This is a genomic window from Corynebacterium pseudotuberculosis (genome assembly GCF_002155265.1).
In the GTDB taxonomy this organism is placed as follows: Bacteria; Actinomycetota; Actinomycetes; order Mycobacteriales; family Mycobacteriaceae; genus Corynebacterium; species Corynebacterium pseudotuberculosis.
On record NZ_CP021251.1, the window covers coordinates 1,516,326 to 1,529,931 of the forward strand.

12 protein-coding genes are annotated in these 13,606 nt (G+C 49.5%); 4 read left to right on the top strand and 8 right to left on the bottom strand.

Going from position 1 to position 13,606, the window contains the following annotated elements:
* Positions 1-14 precede the first annotated feature (14 nt).
* Both CpATCC19410_RS07060 and CpATCC19410_RS07065 read right to left on the bottom strand, forming a co-directional pair.
* Positions 15-2,555, bottom strand: a complete 2,541-nt coding sequence (locus CpATCC19410_RS07060) for a DEAD/DEAH box helicase (RefSeq protein WP_014401228.1) — start codon at positions 2,553-2,555, stop codon at positions 15-17.
* Positions 2,556-2,707: 152 nt separating this feature from the next.
* Positions 2,708-3,721 (bottom strand): PAC2 family protein, encoded by a 1,014-nt coding sequence (locus CpATCC19410_RS07065; protein ID WP_013242077.1) that lies wholly within the window; start codon positions 3,719-3,721, stop codon positions 2,708-2,710.
* A 385-nt stretch (positions 3,722-4,106) separates the two neighbouring features.
* Between CpATCC19410_RS07065 and CpATCC19410_RS07070 the strand changes: the two genes are divergently transcribed.
* The gene (locus CpATCC19410_RS07070; protein ID WP_013242076.1) at positions 4,107-5,174 is read left to right on the top strand and encodes a DUF4192 domain-containing protein; all 1,068 of its coding nucleotides are present in this window, start codon (positions 4,107-4,109) and stop codon (positions 5,172-5,174) included.
* Between the two features lie 39 nt (positions 5,175-5,213).
* Here the strand turns inward: CpATCC19410_RS07070 and galE are convergent, their stop codons facing one another.
* The 6 genes from galE to CpATCC19410_RS07100 form a co-directional block, all read right to left on the bottom strand.
* Positions 5,214-6,197 (bottom strand): UDP-glucose 4-epimerase GalE, encoded by a 984-nt coding sequence (gene galE, locus CpATCC19410_RS07075; protein ID WP_013242075.1) that lies wholly within the window; start codon positions 6,195-6,197, stop codon positions 5,214-5,216.
* An 11-nt stretch (positions 6,198-6,208) separates the two neighbouring features.
* Positions 6,209-6,889 carry a metal-dependent transcriptional regulator gene (locus CpATCC19410_RS07080; RefSeq protein WP_013242074.1) on the bottom strand — a complete coding sequence of 227 codons (681 nt, stop codon included), beginning with the start codon at positions 6,887-6,889 and terminating at the stop codon, positions 6,209-6,211.
* Positions 6,890-7,152: 263 nt separating this feature from the next.
* Positions 7,153-8,142 (bottom strand): sigma-70 family RNA polymerase sigma factor, encoded by a 990-nt coding sequence (locus tag CpATCC19410_RS07085; RefSeq protein ID WP_013242073.1) that lies wholly within the window; start codon positions 8,140-8,142, stop codon positions 7,153-7,155.
* Between the two features lie 138 nt (positions 8,143-8,280).
* Positions 8,281-8,715, bottom strand: a complete 435-nt coding sequence (gene dtd, locus CpATCC19410_RS07090; RefSeq protein ID WP_013242072.1) for a D-aminoacyl-tRNA deacylase — start codon at positions 8,713-8,715, stop codon at positions 8,281-8,283.
* 4 nt (positions 8,716-8,719) lie between these two features.
* The gene (locus CpATCC19410_RS07095; protein WP_014401226.1) at positions 8,720-10,246 is read right to left on the bottom strand and encodes a DUF7782 domain-containing protein; all 1,527 of its coding nucleotides are present in this window, start codon (positions 10,244-10,246) and stop codon (positions 8,720-8,722) included.
* Positions 10,247-10,394: 148 nt separating this feature from the next.
* Positions 10,395-10,901 carry a DUF3099 domain-containing protein gene (locus tag CpATCC19410_RS07100; RefSeq protein ID WP_014401225.1) on the bottom strand — a complete coding sequence of 169 codons (507 nt, stop codon included), beginning with the start codon at positions 10,899-10,901 and terminating at the stop codon, positions 10,395-10,397.
* Positions 10,902-10,960: 59 nt separating this feature from the next.
* Between CpATCC19410_RS07100 and CpATCC19410_RS07105 the strand changes: the two genes are divergently transcribed.
* From CpATCC19410_RS07105 to CpATCC19410_RS07115, 3 genes are all read left to right on the top strand, one after another.
* A complete protein-coding gene (locus tag CpATCC19410_RS07105; protein ID WP_013242069.1) occupies positions 10,961-11,200 on the top strand; it encodes a DUF3039 domain-containing protein in 240 nt (79 codons plus the stop codon).
* Positions 11,197-12,906, top strand: a complete 1,710-nt coding sequence (locus tag CpATCC19410_RS07110; RefSeq protein WP_013242068.1) for a DEAD/DEAH box helicase — start codon at positions 11,197-11,199, stop codon at positions 12,904-12,906. Before CpATCC19410_RS07105 ends, CpATCC19410_RS07110 begins: the two co-directional genes overlap by 4 nt.
* Positions 12,907-13,050: 144 nt before the next feature.
* Entirely contained in the window at positions 13,051-13,572 is a 522-nt protein-coding gene (locus CpATCC19410_RS07115; protein ID WP_013242067.1) for a DUF4190 domain-containing protein, read from the top strand.
* The last annotated feature ends 34 nt before the right edge of the window (positions 13,573-13,606 follow it).

Here is a 13,606-nt window from a genome sequence, read left to right on the forward strand (position 1 = left end):
AGCAACACGAGAATCTAGCGTGCATAGTCGAGTGTTAATTGTGAGAATCGTACCTCTCCTGCTTCATCGGAAGCATCGAGGTCAATAGTCCCAACAAACGCAAAAGCATTGTCATCTGCCGGGTCTTTAATTATCTGACGTGTCTGCCAGGATCGGCCAGATTCTTGAATAAAGAAATACTCTCGACCGCGGGCCTCCGGTCCCGTATCAAGGTCTGAGTACTCCTCAAAGTAGTCATCTAAAGCGGCGCCAAAATCGGGGACGTGGTTGAGATATGCGAGCATGTCCTTAAGCTCGTCTTCTTTTTCGTCTGCAAAAAGTTGGACTAATCGGAACATCGTGTTGCGGACCATAATCTTGAAAGCGCATCTATTGGCTGTAAGAGCTGTTGGGTCTTCCACTCCGAAAGCTAGCTCGCGCGCAAGGGTTTCTTGGGAGATCGGCGCATCCGGGTCTGCCATCTGCGCCCATTCGTCGACAAGCGAAGAGTCGACTTGGCAGACGACTTCTCCGAGCCAAATGATGACGTCATCAAGCTCCTCAGTGCGATATTCTGCGGGAACACTGTGCTGTAGCGTTCTCCAGGCGTCGGTGAGATATCTCAGAACCACGCCTTCGGAACGCGCAAGACCGTATGTGGCTATCAGATCACTGAAAGTCATGCCGTGTTCGATCATATTCCGGACTACTGATTTGGGGCTTAACTCAAATTCTTTAGCCCAGGGATGCCCATGTGCATATATCTCAAAAGCACTCTCTAGCTCGTCTTCTAACGGCTTGGGCCATGTGATGTCCTCGATCAATTTCATGCGTTCGGAGTAATCAACACCTTCTGCTTTGAGCGCCGCTATTTCGGCTGAGCGGGCTTCTTTTTGCTGCGCGATTAAAACTTGTCGGGGATCATCCAAAATCGCCTCGAAGGTACTGATTACGTCAAGGGCAAAAGTATCTGATTCTTGATCAAGCAGCTCAAGGGAAGCCAGCGCAAAAGGCGCCAAAGGCTGGTTAAGCGCAAAGTCCCGCTGCAATTCTTGAGTAATTGCATAGTGGCGGCCCGTTTCATCGGGCGTTTCTAGCTTTTCGACGATCCCCGCATTGATCAGTCCTCTGAATAATTCAAGGCAAGTCAGGATGTCTTTGTTTTGCTTTTCCCTCGAGTCATGGTTATTTCGAATTAAGTTTTTAAGATGATTGTACCCGTTACCAGGACGGCTAATGATATTAAGCAGCATGGAATTAGATACCCGAAACTGGCTTTGTAATTGCTCTGGATCAGCGGTGCTGAGGCGCTCATAAGTACGTTCCCCCCATACAACATCACCGTCACGTGCCGATTTTTTGCGTAACTTTTTTAGTTTTTTGGGGTCGCTTCCTGCGCGTTGCCTTAGCCTCCAATTTTCAATCTCAAATTCAGGGGCTTCAATTACTACAGAACCGACAGTGTCAAAACCTGCACGTCCTGCTCGTCCTGCAATCTGATGGAATTCTCTAGACGCCAGGATACGTTGTTTAGAGCCATCAAATTTAGCCAGGCCCGTAAACAATACGGTACGAATAGGCACATTGATTCCCACACCTAAAGTATCCGTGCCGCAAATTACCCGTAGGAGGCCCGTCTGAGAAAGTTTTTCTACTAGACGGCGATATTTGGGGAGCATACCAGCGTGGTGGACCCCAATCCCACGACGCAGAAGCTTGGAAAGAACCTGACCAAAGGTCGTGGTGAATTTAAAATCACCGATCTCTTGCACAATTTTTTCTTTAGCCTCGCTATCTATGATCGTCATGCTCGTTAGCGATTGGGCTCGTTCAATGGCCTCTCGCTGAGTGAAATGCACAACATAAATAGGGGCTTTGCCTTTTGAAAGGAGATCTTCAATAGTCTCGTGTATTGGCGTATAAACGTAAGAAAACTCCAGTGGCACTGGTCTTGAGGAACCGGAAACGAGTTGGGTGTCGCGGCCAGTGCGATGTTTCAAATCTTTTTCCAAGAAAGAGGCATCACCCAGCGTGGCTGACATCAGTAGGAACTGAGCTTGGGGGAGTTCCAGGAGCGGTACCTGCCAAGCCCAACCGCGACCAGGTTCGGAATAATAGTGGAACTCATCCATAATTACTTGGTCGATATCAGCTTGAGCACCATCCCGGAGCGCAATGTTGGCAACGATTTCGGCTGTGGCACAAATGATGGGAGCGCCACCATTGACGGTGGCATCGCCCGTCATCATTCCTACAGATTCGGGACCGAAAATATCGCATAGCGCAAAGAATTTTTCGCTAACAAGCGCTTTGATGGGGGCTGTATAAAAAGAGCGTTGTCCTCGGGCCATCGCAATAAAATGAGCGGCGGTAGCAACCATGGATTTTCCGGACCCAGTAGGGGTGGCCAAGATGACATTATCCCCGGCGAGGATACCCAGAGCGGCTTCTTCTTGAGCTGGATAGAGAGAAATTCCCTTTGTTTTTGTCCATCCTAGAAATGAATCAAAAATGGCGTCGTCTAAAAGTGACGATGGGACTTCTTCTAAGTCGGGGAGCATCTGAGTAAGGTTCACACTGATTAACCCTAGCCGGGTTTGTTGCTGTGTGCTGAACCGAATGCTACATGTGCTAAGGACAGAAAAACATAACTGAGGAACAGCTATACCACGCTGTAAAGCGAGGAAGATGGTGTTTACTATGCTTCCTCGCTTTTACTGTTTTAGCGTTAGAGATCTTTTTCCTCATCCGATGGATCGGCGGTATCTCCGTGAGGAGGCTCTTCTTTTTCCTTCTCGCTTTTCCCGCCATTTAATGAGCGGTTATCAATATCAGCAAGAAATTTCTCGAACTCTTCCCCTAGTAGTTCAGCGTTAGGGACAACGCCGTCTCCAGGCATAACAGCTTCGGGATGTGCTTCACGGTACCGCTCAAGCTCTTCATCATACTGTTGCTCCAAGAGTCGAACGACGTTTTCGATTTCTGCAGAATTTGCTACCTGTTCTTCAACCTGCATGGCAACCTTGCGGGAATCCTCTTCCAATGTGCGAAGCGGAAACTTCAATCCTGTGGAAGATGAGACCGCTTCAAGCAAACTCAAAGTTGCTTGAGGATACGGCGAGGCGGAAAGATAATGCGGAACATGCGCGGTGTATCCGGCTACATTTCTTCCTTGCTTATTAAGCAGGCGCTCGAGTTGAAGTGATGCAGAACCGGGTACTGTAATCCGAGTGTCTAAGCTGAAATGGTGATCAATTAGGTCTGTAGAATTTCCATGAGCGGAAACCACCATGGGCCTAGTATGCGGAGCGGCCATAGGTGCCGCGTACAGGCATATAGTACGCGATACACCAAAGCGTTCTACGAGGTCAGCTACGGCTTTAGTAAAAGCATCCCAACGAAGATCTGGTTCGGGGCCTGAGAGAAGTAGGAAAGGCGTTCCGGAATTATCCCGGAGAACTTCAATACCCAGTGCAAGTTCTTCTGCGCTAACAATATTATTGTGTTCGATGGTTACTGAGGGTCTCCGAGACCTGTAGTCGATGAGCTCGTCATTATTAAAAGACGCCACTGGCCTGTGCTCAAGAGCCGCAAGCAAATGTTCCGCACTCGCATCGATTGCGTGTCCAGCGTCTGCATAACCCTGGAGCGCAACGATGAGAGTCGGGCCTTCGCTATCTTTCAGCGAGACTTCAGGCGCAGGAAACTCTAATTCGTACATGCGAGCGTTTTTCTCTTGCATGTTACTCCTCCTAAACATCTTCCCACATTTTAATAGCGTTAATAGCGCAGAACTAAGAGTAAAACGAGGTTACTATTTACACCAAGCCCTCCATTCTAGTCTGTTTTATGATAATCGGGGTAAGCAGTCCTAGTTTTCTTTGCAAGGTGAAATAGTGGCGTTGAACAGATGTTTTCTGTGTACTTTAAATAACAGGTTGCGTGAGATTTTTGTTCCAAGCTGAGTAATTTTACGTGTACCAGGGGTTTTGTGGAAGCCGTCCTTTGTATAACAGAAAAGTTGTTGTACACAGGTAAGGAAGAAAACCTAACAGTTATCCACTGGTGGGGCTTTTCTAGGCATGACGCGCTATCCAATCAAGAACAACCTCGGTAGAAAATGAGGCATGAACATTGTCTTTACTCCGAGAGAAATACTTGCCAATATTCCCGGTTTACTTGGTTACTACCCACATGAATCTTTAGTCTTTGTTACCTGCGTCAAAAATTCTGAGAAGCGCATAGTTCTTGGTCCTGTACTGCGTTTGGACATCAGCGATGCGAGACACTTGCCAGATGTGGATCAGGCATTAAGCGCTGTAAACCCGGAATTCGTGATGGGATTCGTTGTCACTTCACGATTAAGCGCAGAGCAGATAGAAGATTTGCGAGACTATCTCTCACAATTATCCGATTGCGGGGTTCTTCGCCTCGATGGATGCTGGATTACTACGGAGATTACTACGTCCCAGCAGTATCGAGCGTTGTTCCTTGGGGATGACGCACAAAGATGGGCAGATAAGGATTCTGACTGGCGGGAAGGAGAAATCTCGCAGGTGTCAGCGTCTTTTACCAGCCAGGCTTTATTAGAGTGTGGTGAGCTACCAGCGATCAGCCGTGGGGAAGCTTTTTATTATTTTGAAGCGACGGGGGAGCAACTGGAGGATGTAGAAGTCGCTTCTTTGCAACAGCGTGCAGCAGAACGTGCCCAGGCGATAAAAGGCGACGGGCAGCAAGGCCACGATCTAGTTAATCAACTTCACGTGATTCTAATGGACGTTTGCGCTTCTACAACAAATACGCACTGTCTTAAGGAAGCCCAGTTGAGCTTAATTAGAGAGATATTTTCCAATTCCTTCCTCAGGGATTTATGTCTCTCTGAGTTTCTTGAACATCCGGAAGCTACACGACGTCTGGCGCGAGAAGTAGCACAAAGCTCACCCGGAAATATTCGTGCCAATGCTTTGTGTGTTTACGCTATTAACTGCTGTAGCAGCCCTCTGTCGCCCCGGATTCCTATTGCCTTGGCAAATGCTCTGGATGAACAACCCGATCACCGACTTAGTCGTTTACTATTAACTGGCTATCAAGCCGGGGAGCTGGCTCGTGTGTATGCGGCTGTACAGGAGGGAGTGCGGCAAACGTGGAGTTCTCTGGATTTTTGTCATGATGAGAAAACGAATGCAGCAGCATAAAACATAGAGATTTATGCTGCTGCAAATATTGAAGGTCCGTTATTTGGGCGCGCTATGGGCGCGCTCTCCTAACTTAGACGTAAAGGACCACGCATCCTCAACAATGGTGGAGAGATCAGTGCGTGTAGGATTCCAGCCCAGCTCCGACTGAGCCTTGGCTGAAGACGCAATCAAAACAGCAGGATCACCAGCTCTACGTGGAGCAACCTCCGCAGGTATGGGATGCCCCGTTACATCGCGACATGCTTTTATAACCTGTTTGACTGAAAAACCTTCCCCAGAACCAAGGTTAAATATTCTATGGATGCCCGGTTTATTGGACTCCATAGCTAGGACGTGCGCATCGGCGAGGTCGCGGATATGGATATAATCGCGAACCGCAGTGCCATCCTCGGTGGGCCAATCGTCGCCGAATATAAGAATTTTATCGCGGTGGCCTAAAGCAACTTGGAGAATTAAGGGGATGAGGTGAGTTTCAACTTCGCGATTTTCGCCGATGCTTCCATATGCTCCTGCGACATTGAAGTAGCGCAGACTTGTAGCACTAAGCCCATAAGCCTGTGCGTAAGAAGTTATGGCGTGGTCAATTGCGAGTTTAGTGGCTCCGTAGGGGTTTGTCGGCTGGGTAGGGAAGTCCTCGGTGATAGGAACGGAAGCAGGCTCGCCGTAGGTTGCCGCAGTGGAAGAAAAGACCAAGTTTGTTACCTTGTTGGCTCTCATCGCGTCGAGAAGTGCCAAGGTGGTAACAAAATTGTGCTGCCAGTATTCGGAGGGTTTTTCTACAGATTCGCCAACTAAGGATCGCGCTGCAAAATGAAGGACGGCATCGTAGGAATCAGAAGCGAGTACTTCACCGGCTTTGTCTCGGATATCTCCCTCTATAAGAGTGGCGCCAGCAGGTACGGCTTCCTTATTGCCAGTAGAAAAATTATCTACGATCGTAACCTCGTGGCCTTGTTCGAGAAGCACTGCGGCGCAGACGCTTCCTACGTATCCTGCTCCGCCGGTGACAAGGAGTTTCATGTGGGTACCCTTTAGATTTCTTCGATTCGTACTGCGTGAGCTAGGTCGTCGATAAGTTCTACTGTTTTTTCACCGTGCGTAATAATCACGCGACCGTCTACATCGCTGAGCGTGACGGTCGTTCCAATTCTAATGCCTGCGTCGATCAGAGCCTGAAACTGGTCAGAATCTACTTGCAATATCTCGTTGATTTGAACAATCTTTACGTCTCTGGGGGTGGCACGGGCTACATCCACGGCACGTTTGCCCGGTCCTTCCTTCTTTTTTATGGAGACGCCAAGTTCATCGAGACCTGGGATTGGGTTGCCAAAGGGGGAGCGGGTGACGTCCTCGAGGACATCAACAAGCCGCCGCTCTACTTCGTCGCTCATGACGTGCTCCCAGCGGCATGCTTCATCGTGCACCTTGTGGATATCTAAGCCAATAATGTCTGTAAGGAGGCGCTCTGCGAGGCGATGTTTACGCATTACGGCGGTGGCTAAAGCGCGCCCAGTGGGCGTCATTTGAAGACTACGGTCAGACGCAACTACAACGAGCCCGTCACGTTCCATGCGGGCAACTGTTTGGCTGACTGTAGGGCCTGACTGATCGAGGCGTTCGGCGATGCGTGCGCGAAGGGGAGTTACTCCCTCTTCTTCCAGCTCGTAGATGGTCCGCAGATACATTTCTGTGGTATCGACCAAATCTTTCATTTTCAACCTCTTTCCTTTATCCACCGTGGGGCAGGCTAATCAAAGTTCGTGGCGAGTTCTCCTACATAAATCTATATGGATTCTGTCGAACTTGCAGGTTTGGGCTAAATAGCATGCGTAGGGGTGTCAGCCGTGCGCACTAATAATAGTATATCAGGATTGGTTGATGTAAATAAATTGAAAAATTCAATTTATTAGAGGAAAGTGAAAACTCCCTTGATGTGAAAGATTTCCTGATACAAGGGAGTTTTATGGTGGTGAAATTAGATCGCGTAGGCGCGGAGTTTGTCTGCGCGGGCGCCATCGCGAAGCTTAGTCATGACTTCACGCTCGATTTGACGCACACGCTCGCGAGATAAACCGAATTGTCGGCCAATTTGATCAAGAGTTCGGGGTACCCCATCGTCTAAGCCATAACGCATTCTGATCACGTCTTGTTCACGTCGCTCAAGTGTATCCAGGACTGAACGGATGTCAGAGTGTCGCAAGGAAGCGACGACTGCGGATTCGGCATCGGTTGCTTCGGAGTCTTCAATAAAATCGCCCAAAGGGGCTTCTTCATCGGCGCCGACTGGCATGTCTAAGCTAACCGGGTCGCGAGATTGGCGTAGAAGAATCTCGATCTTAGACTCGTCAATTCCGGATTCTTCCGCGAGTTCCTCATTTGTAGCTTCTCTGCCAAGATGCTGGTACATTTCGCGTTTGATTCGTGAAAGCTTGTTTACCTGTTCTACAAGATGAACAGGAAGCCGGATGGTCCGAGACTGATCTGCCATGCCTCGCGTGATTGCCTGTCTGATCCACCAGGTTGCGTAGGTGGAAAATTTGAATCCCTTGGAATAATCAAATTTTTCCATGGCTCGGATAAGCCCAAGATTGCCTTCCTGAATGAGATCAAGAAGCGGCATGCCACGGCCTGTATAACGCTTAGCTAGAGACACGACAAGGCGAAGATTCGCCTCTAAAAGATGAGCTCGGGCTTTGCGTCCGTCTTTAACTAAGACTTTAAGATCACGCTTCATTGCGCGCGTTAGTGGTTCTTCTGAGTCCTCTAGAAGATGTGCGGCATAAAGACCTACCTCAATGGTTTGGGCTAGCTCCACTTCATCTTCTGCGGACAGCAAAGCGGTTTTACCGATTCCGTTGAGATAAACGCGGACGAGGTCTGCAGAGGGATTATCATTGGTTTGCCCACGGCGACTTCCACGGTCAATCAACTCCTGAGCTAGTTCTTGGCTGGATGATTCTGTCATCATGACCTCCTCAAGTCGGCGCTTCTATGGAACTCAACGGAAAACCTTCTCAGAAAGTTCCCGTTTTCCTTCAATGAATTAACTTGGGGTTATCTTTCAGCCCCGAAAGCGTGCAATTAGGTAACCTTTTTGGGTAAATCAACAATCCACTATCACAGTGAAAGGTCCTTGGTTAACAGAGGCAACCTCCATCGTTGCCCCAAATTGGCCTTCCTCCACGTGTATTCCGCGTTGCTTTAATGCTGCAGCAATTTTTTCAATGATGGGTTCTGCTTCTTTTCCAGGAGCTGCTTCCACCCATGAAGGTCGCCGGCCTTTAGCAGTAGCTCCCATGAGCGTGAACTGGCTAATTAGAAGAACAGGAGCATTTGCGTCGGAAACACTCTTTTCTCCTTCGAGGATGCGAAGCTCCGCAATTTTTCGGGCCATTGTCTTCCATGCATCAGGGGCGTCGTTTCTTCCTACACCTACTAGTGCGAGTATCCCTCCTGTATTTGGAGCGTCAATGCTGCCCACGATGTGGCCGTCTACGGAGACGGATGCCGAACTTACTCTTATGAGAACTGCGCGCATTTAATTACCAACCGGTTGTGATATCTGCGGGGAGGATGATCCCATGCTGGATGAGAGCGACGATTGGTTGGATGAGCTCCGTATAGAGGGAATCCTCCTCAAGGCCATTGCTAAAAGCATAAAGTTCTGCGACTTCGCGTAGAGACAGTCCCGCTGGATGTAATCCGGCGATAATAGCAGCAATATGCTGATCCACCTCGTGGCTAAAGCGTAAACCATCGGTTCGGGTTAAACGAAGCACCGTCGATGCAAAACCCATGCCTGCTTGTATATCAGTAGTAGAAATATCTTCTTTGGCTACACCAGGGCGCAAATAATACTGCGCATCTAAAATGGCCTCCGCGTCTTTATTTCGAAGCCATTCCATTCTTACAAAATGCTCTTGAATCTCATCTCCGACATAGGAATCGATGGGGTGAGAAACATGTTCAAAGACGACCTCAGAAGGGAGGTGATCGTCGATACGCTTCACTGCGACGAAACGAAAACCTATCGCGGTGACCTGGGCATGTTCAAAATGCTGTAGCCAGTGTTGCGTACGTTGTGCACCTTCGTTGCTGCGGGGGTCTATCGACTCGTCTCTTAACCACGTATTGATGTAATCGATGCTATCTACGGTGTCTCGTTGAATGAACCACGCCGATACGCCCGTTTCTGGAATCCACGACGCGACGCGTGCAGGAACAGATTCTTCTTCACGATACGCCCAAGATCCCAAGGCATGAAGGCAGCCTTGCTCTTTGAGATGGTCGATTCCTTTTCTGACAACATATTCGGTTGCGCCGTCTAAATCGAGACCAGAATCTCGATAAACATGCCCTATTTCTGGAGGTCCGACAACAAAAGGTGGGTTGGCTACGATTCGATCAAATTTTTCGCCGGCCACTGGGTCAAACCAGGAACCAGAGCGTATCTCGAGTGGTACCTTATTCGCCGCACTGTTGGCTTCGGCGAAATCCAGAGCACGATCATGAATATCAGTAGCAATGATCGTGTGTGCATGAGGTGCTTGTCCCAGGGCTTGGATGCCGGAACCCGAGCCAAGGTCGAGCAATGTGTGAACGGGTGTGCGCGGCGTTGCAGATAGCAACGACAAGCTGGCTGCGCCAATGCCCAGGACATGGTCTTTTCCTGGAATGTGATTTGCAACCAGAGATGCATCCAAGTCGGAAAAAATCCAGATCAGCCGGCCATCGATGAGGGTGCTACGGATGTCAAATCCAATGGTGACTAAGGAGTTCTTCTCTTGCGCCATGCCGAGCGTTAAAAGAGTTTCTACGATCTGCGGGGTAAGAACCCTATCAAGTTGCTGCCTAGCTACTTCAGTATGTACTAGAAAAGCACGTATCAGAATGGCTAGCGGTTCTGCCTCCCTATTGCGCAGCGTGTAGAGAATCGATGCGGGCTCGCCTCGGGCTATAGAAGAATAAGCCGCAGGTCCTAAGTATTCTTGCAGCGTGGCAGGCGTGAATCCTTCTTTTTCAAGTATTTGGACAAGACGAGGCGAGACCTCAGTGAGCGCACTACGCATATATGGAGTAGGTCTTTCTATGAATCGGCATGGGAAAACGTGGGTGAAACACTGTAGAAACCGTAACAGGTTAAACAACGGAAGCTAAAGAGGGAAGCATGACGACGTCTGCCGCCCTCTGTCTAGCTCAATGTTGTGCGCTCAACCACTAGGTTGGATTCTGTGGGATATTATCGTCTGCTTCATCTGCGTTAATAACCACAGGTTGATTTGTAGTTGAGGAGGGGGCGGAAAGCCGTTTTTGATTGTCGTAGGCGGCTTTCAAATAGAGCTCTTGCTCTCGAGCCGCAGCAGGTTTGTATACGGTGGGCGCGCGAGGGTCTCTTTTCTCTCCCACACCATTGGCAATAACTACGGCGATCCAGGGGAGGGGCACACAAATGATAAAAAGAATCACTGATAAAACCATGTTGTGCATCCAGATGTAGGCAGCCATGGCGGCGAGTAGAAAAGGAATCCTTAGCGCTTGGATCCAGGAGTAGACAACTTCGCGATGATGCCGATCTTCTGATGGGCTTTTCTTAGCGTCGGTGATTAATTCCACACGATGGCCCGTGAGGCGGCGTAGGACACGGGCCTTTCGGCTTAGATTGAGTTCGGCTACCTCAGTATCAGCAAGATTATGTTCGTTGTGGTCTCCTTGATGCTGCTGCATAACCTCCTAGGGTAGACCCACGTAGCCGAGACCACACATCGTGGTGCAATATAGGTGGAGTGAGTACGAGCACGCAGACTATCGAACGTCCAGACATCAGAGAAGATAATCTTACTGGTGATGACACCCCGAAGTTTTTCCATTACGTGAAAAAGGATCAGATCGTCGATTCTGCAATTTCAGGAAAAATGGTTGTCGCTCTGTGTGGGGAGACTTTCCCCGTGACCAAACAAGCCAAGCCCGGGTCACCGGTATGCCCAGATTGTGAACGTATTTATAGAGGTCTACGTAAAAAGTGAAAAGCGACCTACGCGCCTGGCAGCGCAAGGCGCTTACTAAATATTTGATGAAAGGCCCGCGGGATTTTCTTGCTGTAGCCACGCCTGGAGCCGGTAAAACTACTTTTGCTCTGAGAGTTGCCACAGAACTAAAAGAAAGCCGTACGGTCGACCGGATTATCGTGGTGGTTCCTACCGAGCACTTGAAGGTGCAGTGGGCGCAGTCGGCGGCACGAGTGGGGTTGTCCTTAGACCCCTACTTTAAAAACTCCGATGCGGTCAATCCCCAATACGATGGCATTGTGGTGACTTATGCACAGGTTGCTATGCACCCGTTTAAACATCATGCCGTGTCTACGGCAAAGCGCTCCCTGGTTATCATGGATGAGATTCACCACGGTGGCGATGCCAAAAGCTGGGGGGATGGAATCCGCGATGCTTATGGCGACGTGGAACGTCGATTAGCTTTGACTGGAACCCCCTTCCGGTCAGATGATTCTACGATTCCGTTTGTGCGCTATGAAGAGGATGGTGAAGGCCACCTCGTATCTCAGTCGGATCACACGTATGGTTACTCGGATGCGTTGGCGGATGGTGTGGTGCGTCCTGTGGTATTCCTGGCCTATTCTGGGGAGGCTCGTTGGCGCACAAACGCCGGGGAGGAGTTTGCTGCGCGTCTGGGGGAGCCTTTGAGCCCAGAGCAAACAGCGCGCGCATGGAAAACAGCTCTAGACCCTAGGGGGGACTGGATACCTGCGGTGCTACAGGCCGCGCATACGCGGTTATTGCAGTTGCGTAAACATATCCCCGATGCTGGTGGACTTGTGATCGCTACGGATAAAACGACGGCGCGTGCCTATGCCAAGATTTTGGAGAGTTTGTCCTCCACACCAGTCACTGTGGTGTTATCTGATGAGGCGGGGGCGTCGCAGCGCATTGAAGACTTCAATGGTTCTACTGATGAATGGATGGTAGCAGTGCGCATGGTTTCTGAGGGCGTAGATGTCCCTCGGCTTGCCGTCGGCGTGTATGCAACATCCGCATCTACTCCATTATTCTTTGCGCAGGCAATTGGGCGTTTTGTGCGATCCCGTAGGAAAGGCGAGACCGCGTCGGTTTTTCTTCCTTCAGTTCCCGTACTACTTGATTTAGCGGCAAAGCTGGAAAACTCGCGTGACCATGTTTTAGGGAAGCCAGATAGGCCCAGCGAAGGCTGGGATGATGAGCTATTAGCTCAAGCTAATAAAGAGGAGACCGAGAAGGACGATCTTCCTAGTTATGAGTCGCTGGGTGCGGACGCGGAACTGGATTCACTGATCTATGATGGTTCATCCTATGGGACAGGCACCTTTGCGGGCTCAGATGAAGAGGCTGATTACCTGGGACTCCCGGGGCTTCTAGACGCCGACCAGATGCGAGCGCTACTCCGAAAGCGTCAGACTGAGCAACTCGATGCGAGGGATGCTGAAGCGAAGCAACGCGAAAAACTCGAGAATAGCGTTAAGGTAACGCAGCAGCAGTCGGAACCTGCAGGAGACATTGCGAGCGTTGAGATTCCTCGGCTTCGCAAAGAACTAAATGCACTGGTTTCAGTAACGGCTTCACGTACTGGCAGACCCCATGGAGCTATTCACACTGAAGTGAGGAAAAAATGTGGTGGTCCTCCTACCGCAATGTGCTCGGCCGAACAGCTTCAGACGCGTATCGACTATTTGCGGCGCTGGTAAAAATCAGGTGAGCCACGTAGCTATTCCTCCGAATGTTACGAACTTCTAACTTTAATTGAAAAAGAAACACTATTATTGCGAAAATAATTGCTCCGATAGGCATAATAGAGTTTACAAGTATGCCCATTTACGCGGAAGGACGTTATGACCACTCCGAAGAACCCTTATGGCAACAATGAAAATGATTTTGGTAGCGGGTTATCGCAACCGAACTCAATGCCTGCATATCCTGGAACTGGGAATACAGAAGGGGCTTATGGCCAAGATTCCTTCAACGGAATGAGCTGTAACAATCAAGAATATGGTGCAGTAGTTCCGGTGAACAATACTATCGCTTATTGGGCGCTGGGTTTTGCTGTTGTTTCTATTCTTGCTGTTCTCAGCATTGTCGGCCTTGTTTTTGCTTTTATTCCAGCACTTATTGCTCTTGTTCTAGCAATTATTGCGTTGGTGAAAGCTCGTAAGATGCCTTTAGGTGCGAAAACGCATAAAGGTATGTCTATTGTCTCACTGGTTCTCAGCGTACTGGTTATCCTTGCTTCGCTGGTGGGCACTCTGATTCTAGGGGCTTTTGTTGTAGACACGGCGGGGAACTGCGTTAATCTTCCTCAAGAAGAGCAACAGAAGTGCATTGAGTCCGAGCTGAGCAAAAAGTTTAATAACTAAGTAAATGTGTGGGCCCCTCCCAACTGGGAGGGGC